This window comes from Streptomyces chromofuscus, assembly GCF_015160875.1.
Taxonomy (GTDB): Bacteria; Actinomycetota; Actinomycetes; order Streptomycetales; family Streptomycetaceae; genus Streptomyces; species Streptomyces chromofuscus.
The window spans coordinates 3,561,017-3,575,585 of sequence record NZ_CP063374.1 but is presented as its reverse complement, the minus strand read 5'-3'; the positions used below and the strand labels follow the sequence as shown (position 1 = coordinate 3,575,585).

At 71.9% G+C, this 14,569-nt stretch carries 11 protein-coding genes and 1 pseudogene; 6 read left to right on the top strand and 6 right to left on the bottom strand.

Annotation, left to right across the window (positions count from 1 at the left end):
- Window positions 1-51: 51 nt before the first annotated feature.
- Together IPT68_RS15970 and IPT68_RS15965 are read left to right on the top strand one after the other, a co-directional pair.
- The gene (locus tag IPT68_RS15970; protein ID WP_189700207.1) at window positions 52-486 is read left to right on the top strand and encodes an ATP-binding protein; all 435 of its coding nucleotides are present in this window, start codon (window positions 52-54) and stop codon (window positions 484-486) included.
- 154 nt (window positions 487-640) lie between these two features.
- The gene (locus IPT68_RS15965; RefSeq protein ID WP_189700206.1) at window positions 641-1,756 is read left to right on the top strand and encodes an ADP-ribosylglycohydrolase family protein; all 1,116 of its coding nucleotides are present in this window, start codon (window positions 641-643) and stop codon (window positions 1,754-1,756) included.
- Between the two features lie 61 nt (window positions 1,757-1,817).
- Here the strand turns inward: IPT68_RS15965 and IPT68_RS15960 are convergent, their stop codons facing one another.
- The 3 genes from IPT68_RS15960 to IPT68_RS15950 all read right to left on the bottom strand — a co-directional run bounded on the left by IPT68_RS15960 (window position 1,818) and on the right by IPT68_RS15950 (window position 8,421).
- Window positions 1,818-3,389 carry a sodium:solute symporter family protein gene (locus IPT68_RS15960; protein ID WP_189700205.1) on the bottom strand — a complete coding sequence of 524 codons (1,572 nt, stop codon included), beginning with the start codon at window positions 3,387-3,389 and terminating at the stop codon, window positions 1,818-1,820.
- Window positions 3,390-3,699: 310 nt separating this feature from the next.
- Window positions 3,700-5,541 carry a DUF2339 domain-containing protein gene (locus IPT68_RS15955; RefSeq protein WP_189700204.1) on the bottom strand — a complete coding sequence of 614 codons (1,842 nt, stop codon included), beginning with the start codon at window positions 5,539-5,541 and terminating at the stop codon, window positions 3,700-3,702.
- Window positions 5,542-5,745: 204 nt separating this feature from the next.
- Window positions 5,746-8,421, bottom strand: coding sequence for a D-alanyl-D-alanine carboxypeptidase (locus IPT68_RS15950; RefSeq protein ID WP_189700203.1), 2,676 nt, complete (start codon window positions 8,419-8,421; stop codon window positions 5,746-5,748).
- Window positions 8,422-8,664: 243 nt separating this feature from the next.
- Between IPT68_RS15950 and IPT68_RS15945 the strand changes: the two genes are divergently transcribed.
- The 3 genes from IPT68_RS15945 (at window position 8,665) to IPT68_RS15935 (ending at window position 11,043) form a co-directional block, all read left to right on the top strand.
- Window positions 8,665-9,417, top strand: a complete 753-nt coding sequence (locus IPT68_RS15945) for a GOLPH3/VPS74 family protein (RefSeq protein WP_189700202.1) — start codon at window positions 8,665-8,667, stop codon at window positions 9,415-9,417.
- Between the two features lie 386 nt (window positions 9,418-9,803).
- Window positions 9,804-10,661: a helix-turn-helix domain-containing protein gene (locus IPT68_RS15940; RefSeq protein WP_189700201.1), complete on the top strand. Its 858-nt coding sequence runs from the start codon at window positions 9,804-9,806 to the stop codon at window positions 10,659-10,661.
- A gap of 190 nt (window positions 10,662-10,851) precedes the next feature.
- Window positions 10,852-11,043, top strand: a complete 192-nt coding sequence (locus IPT68_RS15935; protein ID WP_189700200.1) for a DUF397 domain-containing protein — start codon at window positions 10,852-10,854, stop codon at window positions 11,041-11,043.
- Between the two features lie 117 nt (window positions 11,044-11,160).
- Here the strand turns inward: IPT68_RS15935 and IPT68_RS15930 are convergent, their stop codons facing one another.
- Window positions 11,161-12,039, bottom strand: a complete 879-nt coding sequence (locus tag IPT68_RS15930; protein ID WP_189700199.1) for a MerR family transcriptional regulator — start codon at window positions 12,037-12,039, stop codon at window positions 11,161-11,163.
- Between the two features lie 52 nt (window positions 12,040-12,091).
- Window positions 12,092-12,601, bottom strand: a complete 510-nt coding sequence (locus tag IPT68_RS15925) for a glutathione peroxidase (RefSeq protein WP_189700198.1) — start codon at window positions 12,599-12,601, stop codon at window positions 12,092-12,094.
- 200 nt (window positions 12,602-12,801) lie between these two features.
- Between IPT68_RS15925 and IPT68_RS15920 the strand changes: the two are divergent.
- Window positions 12,802-13,455 (top strand): annotated as a pseudogene (locus tag IPT68_RS15920) (MFS transporter); the annotation flags it as partial.
- 156 nt (window positions 13,456-13,611) lie between these two features.
- Here IPT68_RS15920 and IPT68_RS15915 read toward each other — a convergent pair.
- Complete coding sequence (locus tag IPT68_RS15915) at window positions 13,612-14,538, bottom strand: hypothetical protein (RefSeq protein WP_189700197.1); 927 nt, start codon at window positions 14,536-14,538, stop codon at window positions 13,612-13,614.
- Window positions 14,539-14,569 lie beyond the last annotated feature (31 nt).

Here is a 14,569-nt window from a genome sequence, read left to right as displayed (position 1 = left end):
TACCGAGGTCGTCGCTGTTCAGGGTAGGAGCGGATGACCACGCTGGGTGACATGAGCCAGAAAATCCCCCCGCAAGTCGTCAGCCCCACGCACCACTTCACGGTTCTGCTCTCCGCCACCCGAAGGGGCGCGCGCCTCGCCCGTCTGCTCGCGGAGCGCCAACTGGAGGAGTGGGGGACGTACGTGGAGGGCTCGGCGCACGTCGTCGCGGAACTGGCCGCGAACGCGGTGACGCACGGACGGGTCCCGGGCCGGGACTTCCGCCTGACTCTGCTGCTGCGCGCCGACGGCACGCTCCGTGTCGAGGTGACGGACGCCCGGGGCGACCGGGTCCCGCGCATCGGGGACCCGGGCGGCGAGTGCGCGGAATCGGGGCGGGGGCTGCTGCTCGTCTCGGCGTACGCCGGCCGTTGGGGCGTCGACGGGGCGCCGGCCGGCGGCAAGACCGTGTGGGCCGAACTGGGGTCGGCGGGCGACCACATGTGACCCGGTACGGCCGACGCCGAGGATGGGTCCATAAGCGGCCAATCCTGATCACTTCCAGCACACCCCGCATACCGATCCGTTCCTGAACCGACCGTTCCCCGTCGAATACAGTGCTGAGCTGTCGTATGTGCGGACGGTGCCCTGGGGAGGTCTGGTGGATGCGACAGCGGGCGCCGTCTGGGGCCGCACCGAGCAGCAGGACTTCCGCAGCCGGGTGCGCGGCACGCTGCTCGGCGTGGCCGTCGGGGACGCGCTGGGCACGCCCGTCGCCGCGCTGGACATGGACGCCGTCAGGGCGGCGCACGGGCCGGACGGCGTCGTGGACCTCGCCCCGGCCTACGGCAGGCGCGGCGCCGTCACCCACCTCACCCAGCTCACCCTCTTCTCCGTCGACGGGCTGATCCGCGCCCAGGTCCGCCGCGACACCGGGGCCTGGCACCCGCCGACCGACGTGCACCGCGCATACCTGCGCTGGGCCGCCACCCAGCGCGACTGGGGCCCGGACGAGCGGCGCAAGGACGACGGATGGCTGGCCCGCGAGGAGTGGCTGTACGTCCGGCGGGACCCGCCCCGCGCCCTGCTGTTCGGGCTCGGCGACGAGCACATGGGTACGCCGGACGCGCCGAAGAACCCGGGGGAGGCGGGGCCCGAGGCCGCCGCCCGTTCCGCGCCCTTCGGACTGCTCGTCGGCTGGGAGCCGCAACTCGTCGTCCAGCTCGCCGTGGAGTGCGCCGCCCAGACCCACGGCCACCCCACCGCCTGCCTCGCGGCCGGCGCGTACGCCGTGATCGTGCACGCGCTGGCCCGCGGCGAGAGTCTCGACGGCGCGGTGCAGCGGTCCCTCGCCCTGCTCGCCGCCCGGCCCGGGCACCAGCCGGTGTCCGAGGCCCTGCAGCAGGCGCTGGGCGCGGTACGGCAGGGCATCCCGACGCCGGACCGGGTGGCAGGGCTGGCCGGCGACGGCACCGCCGGCCGGGTCGTCTCCGCCGCCGTCTACTGCGCCCTGGTCGGCGAGGACGTCCGGCACGGACTGCGTCTCGCGGTCAATCACGACGGGCCCTCCGCCGCCACCGCCGCCCTCACCGGCGGCCTCCTCGGCGTCCTGCACGGCGAGACGGCCCTGCCGCCGGCCTGGCTGGCCGAGCTGGAGGGCCGCCCCACGATCCTCGAACTGGCCGACGACTTCGCCATGGAGATGACCCAGGGCCCGGCCCTGCACACCCCGGCCGCCGCCGCCCCGGGGTGGCTGGCGCGTTATCCCCGGGCGTGAGACCGCACGAAGGGCGGCCGCCCCCGGGGGACGGCCGCCCTTCACCTCGTACGGATACCCCCTACTCCTTGCCGGGGGCCGCCCCCACCACGCCGTCCGTGGCGCCGGGCTGCGCCGGTACGGCCGCCGCCGCGCCGTCGCCGTCCGTGTTGATCCGCTCGATGACCGCCAGCCGCTCCGGGGTGTCCTCCGGCTTCAGGTAGCCGATGAGGACGTACAGGACCAGCGACACCGCCAGCGGGATCGACACCTGGTACTGGAGCGGCACCCCGCCCTCGACGTTCCAGTTGATCGGGTAGTTGACCAGCCAGAAGGCGAGCAGGCCCGCCGCCCAGCTGGTGAGCGCGGCCGTCGGACCGGACCGGCGGAACGGGCGCAGCAAACCGAGCATCATCGGGATGGCGATCGGTCCCATCAGGCCGGCCACCCACTTGATGACCACGGTGATGATGTCCTTGAAGGTCGGCGAGTTCACCTGCGTGGCCACCGCCATGGACAGCGCGAGGAACACCACGGTGGTCAGCCGCGCGCTGATCAGCCCGGACCGCTCCGACCAGCCCCGCGCCTTCGCCGACAGCACCGGCGCCACGTCCCGGGTGAACACGGCGGCGATCGCGTTCGCGTCCGAGGAGCACATGGCCATGGTGTGCGAGAAGAACCCGACGATCACCAGGCCCAGCAGGCCGTGCGGCAGGAGCTGTTCGGTCATCAGGGCGTAGGAGTCCGAGCCGTCCGGCTTCTGCGCCTCGACCAGCAGCGGCGACATCCACATCGGGAAGAACAGCACGAGCGGCCACACCAGCCACAGCACCGCCGACAGCCGCGCCGACCGCTCGGCCTCCTTGGCGTTCGGGGTCGCCATGTAGCGCTGGGCCTGGTTGAGCATGCCGCCGTTGTACTCGAACAGCTTGATGAACAGGAACGCGAGCAGGAACACCGTGCCGTACGGCCCCACCAGCGGCTTCTCGTGGCCGTCCAGCTCGGGCCGGTCCCAGACGCCGAAGATGCCGCCGTGATCGCCCAGTTCGACCAGGACCGCGAAGAACATCGCGAGGCCGGCCAGCAACTGGATGACGAACTGCCCGAGTTCGGTCAGCGCGTCCGCCCACAGGCCGCCGATCGTGCAGTAGATGCCGGTGACGACGCCGGTGATGAGGATGCCCTGGTTGAGCGAGACACCGGTGAACACCGACAACAGGGTCGCTATCGCGGCCCACTTGGCGCCCACGTCCACGATCTTCAGCAGCATCCCGGACCAGGCGAGCGCCTGCTGGGTCTTCAGGTCGTAGCGGTTCTTCAGGTACTCCAGCGGGGAGGCCACATGGAGCCGGGAGCGCAGCCGGTTGATCCGCGGGGCGAACAGCTTCGACCCGATGGCGATGCCCAGCGCGATGGGGAAGGACCAGGTCACGAACGACGTGACGCCGTAGGTGTAGGCGATGCCCGCGTACCCCGTGAACATCACCGCGCTGTATCCGGACATGTGGTGCGAGATGCCGGACAGCCACCAGGGCATCTTGCCGCCGGCCGTGAAGAAGTCCGAGACGTTGTCGACGCGCTTGTGCGACCAGACGCCGATCGCGACCATCACACCGAAGTAGCCGATGAGCACGGCCCAGTCGAGACTGTTCATGCGCCACCCTTCCAGGTCCGCCAGGTCCGCCTTGTGAACGGCCCGCTCATCGTGAGTGCGTCGACGCGGGCACGACAAGCAAGCGGAAGGTCAAGAGGAGGCAAAGATGTTCGGCACGATGACTTGTGTTCATAAGTATGAACGTCTCGCGGGCGGCCTCAGCCCCTCGGATCCTCCGTGTCGACCAGCGGCGACTGCCTGGTGAGGGCACCCCGGCCATGAGCGGGCCTCGACCGCCGGTACGAGGACGACCACATGGCGACCGCGGACGGGCGTCAAGCGCAGCCGGTGCGTGGACCGGCTGCGCCGATCAGCGCAGTTCCTCCGGGCAGGGCGTCCCCCGGGGCAGGTCGTACGGCGACGCCAGCCGGTACGTCCCGGCGCGCGGCGCCAGCAGCACCGTCCACCTGTCGCCCTCCGCGTCCTCCTCGGTCTCCATCAGACAGCCGTTGAGGTTGCGGTACGTCTTCGGCATGCCCTCGGGCCGGTCCTTGGAGGCCTCCGTCTCCTGCGGCGCCTCGACTCCCTCGCCCTCGGCGTCGACCAGTTTCAGCCACGGCGAGTACGGGACGCGGATCAGCACCCGGCCGGGCTGCCGCACCCGCAGGGTCATCTCACCCTGCTCCGCCCGCTCGACGGTGGCGGGAGGATCGGCGAGCGGGGCGGGGTCGCTCACCCTGAACAGCTGCCAGTTCGCGTCCCCCCAGACCTGCGTCAGATACGGCAGGCCGCGCTGCACCAGCTGCCGTTCCCGCTCACCGCCGTCGCCGTCCGGCTCGTCCTTGGGCAGTACGACGTAGTGCACGGCCCAGCGCTTGAGCCACTCGTGGTAGTTGGCCGAGTTGAGGGTGTCGTCGTAGAAGAGAGGGTTGCGCTCCATGTCGGCCTGCCGGTTCCAGCCCCGGGCGAGGTTGACGTACGGGGCGAGCGCCGAGGCCTCGCGGTGGGAGCGGGCCGGGACCACCTCGACGCGGCCCTTCTCCGCGCCGACGAGCTGGAGTTCGTTGACCAGTGGGGCCAGTTCGCGGGCCCAGGACGCCCGCGGAGTCGTGTGGACCACGTCGTCGACCGACTTGTAGCCGATCCAGGCGACGAACCCGACGAAGGCCACTACGATCGCGTACCACTTGCGCGAGCGCGGCACCGCGAACGGCAGCGCCGCCACCAGCGCCACGCCCGCGAACAGCATCGCCAGCCGCGTGATGTTCGACCCGATCTGCGAGCTGATCAGCCACACCAGCAGCACGGACAGCCCGTACACGGCGGAGGTGATGCGCACCGTCCTCCAGTCGTGCGGGACGAGGAGGAACACGAGGGCCGAGTAGGCGAGGGGCAGGGCGGCCGACCCGAAGGACATCGGCTGGGTGCCGGAGAACGGGAACAACCACGCCGACACCGCGACGACCGCGCTCGGCGCCAGGCCCAGCGCCCACGCCCCCGGCCGCCGCCTCTGGAGGAACAACGCGACCGCGACCAGTCCCACGAACAGCCCGGCGACGGGCGAGGACATCGTGGCCAGCGCGGCGAGCGGTGCCGCGCACAGCGCCTTCGCCCAGCGCTGGTGACGCCGGCGGTACGGCCAGCAGAACACCACCGCCACCGCACCGAGCGCGAACAGCGTGCCGAGCCCGAACGTCACCCGCCCCGACACCGCGTTGCCCAGCAGCCCGAACACCCCCGCGAGCCCCGGCCACAGCGGCTGCCGCACCACCCGGCTGCGCGTCAGGATCAGCGTCAGCAGCCCCGCGGACAGCGTCCCCGCGATCATCATCGTCGTCCGCACACCGAGCACCGACATCAGGTACGGCGAGACCACGCTGTAGGACACCGGGTGCATGCCGCCGTACCAGGCGAGGTTGTACGCCGAGTCCGGGTGCCGCCCGACGAACTCCGCCCAGGCGTCCTGCGCCGCCAGATCCCCACCGCTGTTCGCGAAGGTGAAGAACCAGATGAGGTGCAGCAGTCCCGCCACGGCGGTGGTGACGACGACGGGATGCCGCGCCGACCGCCTCAGCCGGTCACGTACGGTCACCCCACGGGATCCGCCGGGCGCCTGCTCGGACGGTCCGGCGGGCACGCGTATTCGCGGGCCGGATCCGGATGCCCGGCCCGGACCGGTGTCGTCGGTGCGTGTCGGCTCCGCAGTGGCCACCTGTCGGCACTCCCCGTGTCCCGTCTTCCTACTCGGCCGCACAGCCCGTTTCCCGGCTGTTCCCGGCCCTGTGACGAGGTGTTCCCGCTCTCGTCCCGTGCGCGGGCGGCCTGTCCCGTTTCGCGACGCTAGCACGCACCCCGCCGGCGGACGCCCGGGGAGGGCTCCGGCGACGGGGTGCGGGAGTGGGGGTGCGCGCCGGAGTCAGGCGACGCGGGTCAGCCTGTCCGTGAAGGCCGGTTCGACGAGGTCCGACTGGAGGGCCACCGGCACGTCGACCGCGCCGCCGCTGCCGTCACCGACGGTGAGCGTGCCGACCTTGGTGCCGGCCTTCGCGGTGTGCGGCACCTCGTCGGAGACGAAGGACAGCTCCACCTTCAGGCCGGCCCAGCCGACCGCGGTGACGTCCTGCGTGACGACGACCGGCGTCCGGCCGCCGAGCCGGTCGTCGACGTACCCGACGACATCGCCCTTCTTCAGGATCTTCGCCGGGGTCAACGCCTCCTGGGCGCCCAGCATCGCGGTCTTGCTGACCGCGTTGACGGTGTCGATGATCGGTGCCGTGTGCTGGCCGAGGATCGCGCCGACCACGGTGACCGTCTCGCCGCCGACCTCCTTGGTGGCGGCGAACAGCAGGTTGCCGCCGGCCGCGCTGGTGGTGCCGGTCTTGATGCCGATGGCGCCGTCGTAGGGCACCAGGGTGTTCCAGTTGCGCCACTTCTGACCGGAGGGGTCGACCCATTCGGGCAGCTTGGTGATCTCCACCAGCGCCGGGATCTTCACCAGCTCGTTGCCGAGCTTCACCTGGTCCTCGGCGGTGGAGACGGTGGTCTCCTTCAGCCCGGACGGGTCGGTGTACGTCGTGTTCGTCATGCCGAGTTCCTTGGCGGTGTCGTTCATCTTCTTGACGAACGCCTCCTCGGAACCGGCGTCCCAACGCGCCACCAGACGCGCGATGTTGTTGGCCGACGGGATCATGATGGCCGCGATGGCCTGCCGCTCGGTGAGCTTGTCGCCCTTCTTGACGGTGTTCAGCGTGGACTCACCCTGCTGGTCGTAGCCGCCCTCCGTCTCGGCCGTCGCGTCGACCTCGATCTGCGGGCCCTCCTCGCCGGCCTTCAGCGGGTGTTCCTTGAGGATGATGTACGCCGTCATGGCCTTGGCGACCGAGCCGATGGCGACGGGCTTCTGCTCGCCGAAACCGCCCATCGTGCCGACGCCGGTGACGTCCATCGCGCCCTGACCCTCGTTCGGCCACGGCAGGGAGACCTCGTCGCCCTCGAAGGTGTACGACTCCTCGGCGGTGAGCTCGAGGGTGGGCGTCGGCAGCGGACGTACGGCCTGCACGATCGCGAACACGATCGCCAGCAGCAGGACCAGCGGCGTCCAGATCTTGACCCGCCGCACCGCCGTCCGCAGCGGAGTCTCCGGCGGCGGCGGGGTGTTGGTCAGCTCGGCCAGCAGATCCAGCGGCGGCTTCGGCGGCAACGGCTGCTGCGTCGTCCGCTCCGGGCCGATCTGCGGCACGGCGGCCGTCTGCTGGTCGGCGGGCACCTTCGGCAGGGCGGTGGTGGCGTTCGCGGGCGGCGCGCCGGTCCTGTCGGCCGGGACCTTCGGCGGCGCGGTCGTCGCCTCGGCGGCCCGCGGGTGCCTGCGCGTCGACGGGTCGTCGAGGGGCTTCAGCGCGACGAACCTGCTGGTGCGCTCGGCATCCGACTCCGGTGCCGGAGCGGGCCTCTTGACGTCCCCGAGCTTCAGCATGGTGGTCGGCTGGTCGACGGCGGGCCTCGCCGGCTTCACGGCCCTGAAGACGGCGGTGGGCTGGTCCACGGGGGGCGCGCCGGCGCCGGGTTCGTCGTCGTCGCCTGCGCCGGGCTCGGCGTTCCCCGCGTCGTGCTCGGCGGCGTCCGCGGTGCCGGGCTCGGCGTCGTCCTGGGCGTCGTCGTCCGCGGCGGGCTCTGCGGCGTCTGCGGCGGGCTTTGCGGCGTCCTCGGCGTCCTGCGTGCCGCCGTCCTTCACGTCGCCCTTCGTGTCGCCCCGGGAGGCGTCCGGGGCGTCCTGCGCCTCGCCTCGGGAGCGGTCCCCGGCGTCCGCACCGTCCGCGCCCTCGTCGTCGTCCCGGGCGTCGGGCCGCGCGTCCTGGGCGGCCGTGTGCGTGTCCTCGGCCGTGGCGTCGGTGTCGCGTCCGCCGGAGGCGTCGTCACCGCCCGCCTCGGCCACGGGGGTCGTGGCGTCCCCGCGCGCGGCTTCGGCCTCGTCGGCGGTACCGCTCCCCGTGCCGGTTCGGCCCTCCTCCGCGCCCTCGTCGGCCCGCGTGGCCGCGGACTCGCCCTCGGCGTCCGGCTTCTCGGTGGACGCGCTCTCGGGAGCTTCCTCGACGGCGTCCTCCTCGCCGGACCCCCCGGCGCTGTCGGCCGTCGTGCCCTCGGCCCCCTGCGTCCCCCGGGCCCCCCGGCCCTTCCCGTCCGCCGACGTCACCCAGGCCGCCACAGCCGCGCGCAGCCGCTCGTCGCCCATGGGGCCGGCCTCGTCGGTCTCGGCGTCCGCGGCGGCCTGTTCGGCCGCTTCGCGCTCCTCGCGGCCCGCAGGACCCTCGGAAGCCGCCTCCCCGGCGGCTCGTTCGGTCTCCTCGCCGGCCACCTCGGTGTCGGCGGCGCCGTCCGGCTGCTTCGCACGCTCCCTGACCGAGAGCACGCGCGTCGCCGTGTCCGCCGGACGCCCGTCCCCGGACTCCCGCGCCACGGCGAGCCGGGGGTCACGGGGCGCGGCGGCGCTCCTGGCCTCGGGAACCGGACTCGCGCTCCCCGACGTCGGTTCTGCCGACGACTCGCGCTGCTTCGACCTGTCGGGGGACTCGCCCGCCACCGATGCCTCCTCCATGCGCCGCACGCCTCCGTGTGCGTACCCAACCGTGAACCGCTGCCCGGACCACCGCCCGCACACTGTCCGAAGCATTGTCCGAAGCACTGTCCGAACCATGTACCAGTGTCCTGTGTGCGGACCCGACCCACGCCGAAGACGAGAACGACATACTTACTGGTTCCCTCACAAACAGGTCACGCACCCTCGACAGACCAATGTGAGAGGGGTCACCCTGTCATTCATCCACGCGGGGAGGCATGGATGGGCAGGAGCCGCAGAACACTTCCGGAGGAGCTTCTGCTGCTGGCACTGGACCCGGCCACGGGTACCACTGCACAGCCGCAGTCGCTCGACCTCGGTCTGGCCGGAGCACAGCTAGTGGAGCTGGCGCTGGCCGGACGGATAGCCCCAGACGGGGATCGTATCGCCGTGGTGGTGCCACGGCCGACAGGAGATCCGACGTTGGATTGCGCGTTGGAGTTGCTGCGCAGGCGCGGCGCTCCGGTACGGGCGGTCCACTGGATCGGCGGGCCACGACTGGGGCTCCGCCAGACCTACCTCTCGCATCTGGAGCGGTGCGGCATGGTGCACGCCGTGGCCGGCCAGATGTGCGGGGTGTTGCCGACGACTCGCTACCAGGCGACGGACAACGCCATCAGCCGGGAGATCAGGGCCCGGCTGGACTCCGCGATCCGCACCGGCGTTCCGCCGGACCCGCGGACCGCGGCGCTCGCCGCCCTGGCCCACGCGGTCGGGCTCGGCAAGCACCTGTATCCGGGCAACGAGGGCCGCTCGTCCCGTTCCCGGCTGCGGGACCTGATCCGGCACGACCCGATGGGCGGCCTCGTGGCGCACGCCGTGATGGACGTCCAGAACGGCGTCGGGGCCCAGCCGCGCCGCAGCCCGGCCCCGGCGGGCCGCCAGGCCGCCGCCGGAGCCAGGACCGCGGAGCCGGCCCGGGCCGTCCCGGTGCAGCCGCACCGCGGGACGATGGCACGCGCCGTGGCCCACTGAGCCGCAGCCCACGGCAGCGCACCGTCCCACCGACACCGGTGCGACCGGCCGGCACCGGAACCGCACCACCCGCACCACTGCTCGACCAGCAAGGCCGCACCACGCACCGTCAGCGCCGCACCTGAGTCCCCAAGACCCGGTTCGGGAGCCGCAGCGGTCCGCGCGGGGTGACGGAAGCCGTCGTGAGGACGACGCACGGCTCCGCCGCCCCGCGCGGTCGCATGTCCGCGGACGTCGCACACGTCGGCACGAACGCGCGTACTGCCGTGTATCCGCTGCATATCCGGTGTTTCCCAGCGGTAAGTAGCTGCTTGGTGGCAGTCTGCTCAGCAGCACATACGCATAGTTGCAAGTTCTCGAGGCACGCAGCCGGAGGTGCACGTCCCGTGGCGTCCAATGTCAATCCCACCGTCAGGCGGCGCCGGCTGGGCCAGGAGCTGCGCAGGCTCCGCGAGCTCAAGGGCATGACGGCCGAGGAGGTGGCGGAGCGGCTGCTGGTGTCCCAGTCCAAGATCAGTCGGCTGGAGAACGGCCGGCGCAGCATCAGCCAGCGCGACGTCCGTGACCTGTGCGGCGTCTACGAGGTGGAGGACCACCGGATCGTCGACTCGCTGATGCAGATGGCCAAGGACTCGCGCCAGCAGGGCTGGTGGCACTCCTTCGGCGACATCCCGTACAGCGTCTACATCGGCCTGGAGACCGATGCGGCGAGCCTTCGGGTGTACGACCCGCAGGTCGTCCCCGGCCTGTTGCAGACCCGCCAGTACGCCGAGGCGCTGATCCAGGGCGCGTTGCCGGAGGCGACGCCGACCGACATCGACAAGCGCGTGCAGGTGCGGCTGCGCCGGCAGGAACGTATTGCCGCCGCGGAGCACCCGCTGCGCCTGTGGGCGGTGCTCGACGAGGCGGCCGTACGCCGGGAGGTGGGCAATAAACAGGTGATGATCGACCAGCTGGAACACCTGCTGGAGATGTCCCAGCTGCCGCACGTCACCGTGCAGTTGATCCCCTTCTCGATGGGCGCGCATCCCGGCGTCAGCGGCCAGTACGCGATCCTGGAGTTCCCGGACGCCGCCGACTCCAGCGTGGTCTACATCGAGGGCGTCACCAGCGACCTCTACCTGGAGAAGCCGCAGGACGTGCAGAAGTACAGCGTGATGTACGAGCACTTGCGGGCGCAGGCCCTCAATGCCGACCAAACCCGGGAATACCTCTCGGATGTGGCGAAGAGCTACGCCCGCTGAACCCTCGGGGCGCGGGGAGCGGCAAGATACACCGTCGCCCGGTCCGTATGGAAGACCCCACTGGAATATGCCAGCCGGTCGAGTGAATAGTCGCTCCGCGCAGCGATGTTGGCGAGTAGCGTCGATCACGCCATCGAGCAAGAACGTTGGCGCAATCACAGCAACTCAGCAACTGCTTACCGGAGCGAAAATGGCAATCAAGCAGGGCGCGACGGACGCGTGGGTCAAGTCCTCGTACTCCCAGGGCAACGGCGCGTGCGTCGAGATCAAGTCCCCTGTCCTGTCCGCAATCTCCGTCCGGGACTCCAAGGTGACCGAGGGCCCCGTCCTGGCGTTCCCCGCGACCGCGTGGAGCGTCTTCGTGGCCTCGGTCAAGGCGTAAGCAGAGGGACCTCCCTGACGCCGCCGCCGGACAACTGCACAGCAGGACCCACAGAGCCCTCTCGACCAGTTCGCCGTCCTAGCCGAGAGGGCTCGGCCCTGCCCCGGGCCCGGCTCGTCACCGCACGGGGAACGCCACGTCGCACACCGGGTCCTCGGCCCCCGCCGCCTCCCAGTCCGCGAAGTACACCTCACGGCACGAGCCGTCGTACGACAGCCCTTGCGCCCGCATCCACTCCTCGACCGCCTCGAACGCGGCCAGGATCTGCGGATGAGCCACCTGCGCCTTGGTGATCCGCGTGTACGCCAGCCGCCGCGCCGGCTCCACCCGCGCCGTCGCCTGGTGCGCCCGCCCGGCCGCCTCGGCCCACGCCCGCGCCGCCGCCTCGTCGGCGACCGGCACGCACGCCTCGACCGGCCCGTCGCTCTCCATCGACACCTCGGCGTGGTAGACGATGAACGGCGCGGCGACCACACCCCCGCACCCCTCGGCGGCCTTCGACAGGCGCCCCAGCGACGCCTCGATCCAGGCCGGCAACTCGTGCACCAGCGTGTGCCGGGTCTCGGTGATCACCACCTGACCGGGCACCTCGACCGTCTCGACCACGAACTTCCCGTACATCTCGGAGCTCCTCCCCGACAGCCGTCCACGGAGGTACTCGGCGAGCGTCCGCTGCCCCGCCACCCGCGCCTCGACGTCCGCCCAGTACGCGGCGAGCCGGTCAGCCGCCTCCGTACCCTCCGCCTCGACCACCTCGGCGATCCGCGCCAGCGGCATGTCCAGTCGGCGCAGCAGCGCCACCAGCCGGGCCCGTTCCACCTGTCCGGCGCGGTAGTGGCGGTAGCCGCTGGCCTCGTCGACGTACGCCGGGGTCAGCAGCCCGAGACGGTCGTACAGCCGCAGGGCCTTGGCCGACAGCCGGGCCCGCGCCGCGAACGCGCCGATGGTGAGCAGTTCTCCGTCCTGGGAGTCGGTCACCACGTCATCCTCCGTCACCGGGCGCCTTCCGCCCGGTGACAGGAGGCTGATGTCTGCCCCAGGGGCAGGGTCAACCCGCCAGCTGGGCCTCCACCGCAGCCACGACCTCCGCCGCCTCCGGGTCGGTCTGCGGCGAGAACCGGGCGACGACCCTGCCGTCCCGCCCGACCAGGAACTTCTCGAAGTTCCAGCGGATGTCCCCGCTGGGTCCCTCGCCGTCGGCGAAGCCGGTCAGCCGCTCGTACAGCGGATGCCGTCCCTCGCCGTTCACCTCTACCTTCTCGGTCATCGGGAAGGTCACGCCGTACGTCGCCGAGCAGAACTCGGCGATCGCCTCGGCGCTGCCGGGCTCCTGCCCGGCGAACTGGTTGCAGGGCACGCCGAGCACGGTGAACCCGCGGTCCGCGTACCGCTTGTGCAGCCGCTCCAGCCCGTCGTACTGCGGGGTCAGTCCGCACTTGGAGGCCACGTTCACGATGAGCACGGCCTGGCCGGCGTACTGCCCGAGATCGGCGGAGCCGCCCTGGAGCGCCTCGATGTCGACGTCGAGTACGGATGCGTGCGCGTCATTGGTCGTCATGGGGCGGATGCTACGCGGGGCGGCCGACAGAGCCGTTCAAAGGGGGCGACTCGGGGCTCCGCCGGTCGGCGGGCGGCCGATGACTTCGGCTGTGCGGGCGGCTCGTGTTCCGCCCGGGTTTGCCGCCGCCTCGCTCTGGGCCTCGCCGGTCGGCGGGCGGCTGATGACTTCGGTTGTTTGGGCGGCTCGGGTTCCGCCACGCGCTGACGGCCCGGCTGGGCCTCACACCCCGCCCACCGCGCACGTCCGCCCGCCCGTCCATGGCGGCGACCCGGCGCACGAACGCCCTCCTGTGGTCCTCCCGCGCCCGCCGCCACCTCTACCTCGCCCTCTGGGTCCCCAACGGCCTGATCGTCGGCTGCGAGTCCCTGTACGTGTCCTACGCCCCCCGGTCCGCGGGGGTGCTGTTCACCTGCGCGGCGCTCGGGATGCTGGTGGGGGACCTGCTGGTCGGCCGTGTCGTCCCGCCCGCTCGCCGGCGGCACCTGGGCGTCCCGCTGCTGCTGCTCCTGGCCGCGCCCTACGTCTTCTTCTTCCTCCGGCCGGGGTTGGCGGTGTCTGCGGTGCTGGTGGCGGTGGCGTCGGTGGGGTTCGGGGCGAGCCTGGTGCAGCAGGAGCGGCTGGTGGCGGTGACGCCGGACGAACTGGTCGGGCAGGCACTGGGGTTGCACTCCGCCGGGATGCTCACCATGCAGGGGGTCGCGGCGGGGGTCGCGGGGGAGCTCGCCGAGGTGACGTCGCCGGGGGTGGGGATGACCGTGATGGCGGGGGTGTCGGGCGCGGTGACGGGATGGCTGGGACGGGAGATGCGCAGAAGGGACGGTCGCGCGTCCGCCATCCGCACGGCTTCGTGACGTGTCCCTGCCCGAGTGGACGACGTCCGGGTCACCGCCCGTCGGGGCACGACGAACAGGCCCCGCGGGGACGATCCGCGGGGCCTGTTCGTCCTGTGTCGTCCCCTCAGGCCCGTCGGTCGGCCGGAGGATTCATGGGCGAGGTGAGTGGAGTGCTCACCTCTTGGCGAGCTGGAGCGTGCCGGTGTAGTCGGAGGTGATCGTGTGGCCGTAGAAGGGGTCCGTGCCGGTGGTGCGGGCGGTCACCGTGGCCTCGCCGCGCTGGAAGGGCACGGTGCCCGTGGGGGTTGCCTGCGCCGTCCACGGCGTCGGCTCGCCCGGCACGCACGCCACCTCCGTGCGGTACGAGCCACGGACGACGACACCCTCGACGGTCTGGCTCACCGTGCCGTACGACTGGACCGTCACGGGCGAGTTGCAGGTGACCGTGCCGTGGACGGTGGCCCTGCCGGTGTCCCTGTCGGCGACGCCGTCGGCGGCGACCTGGAGCCCGAGCACCGTCTCGGCGGGCGGCTCCGGATTGCTGACGCGGACCTCGCCGCGCAGCGACTCCGTCGCTCCCGGGCAGTGTTGCTCGAAGGAGGCGTCGAGGGACTTCACGTAACCGTGGGTCGCGAACTCCACGGAGCGGATGGTGAAGGACCCCTCGGCCAGACAGTCCCGGCCGTTGCCCCTGAGCTCGATCCGGGGCTCACCCGGGGCCGGATTGGCCTTGGCGCCGGTGTAGGTGCCGGGCACCAGCGGCTGGGACGGACCCCACGGCGCCTCCAGGTGCAGGGACCAGATGTCGCCGCTCGCACTGTCGACGAAGACGCCGACGCCGGTGCCGACGCCGTTGCTGGTGTAGCCCTGGACGGTCATGCCGTCCGGGGAGCCCTCGCCGTCGGTGTAGGCGTACGACTGCCCGGCGCTGATGTACTCGCCGGGGTCACCGCTGAAGGCGAAGCTGCCGGACTCGACCTCGTATGCCTGCGCCGTGCCGCCGCCCAGCAGGCCCGACGCGACGGCCGCGAAGGCCAGTGCGGTGGCCAGGCGGGCCGTGACGCGCGGGTGGGCGATCTTGCGCGTGCTGCGGAGTCTCAAGAATGCTCCAAAGGTAGGGAGTGGTGTGGAG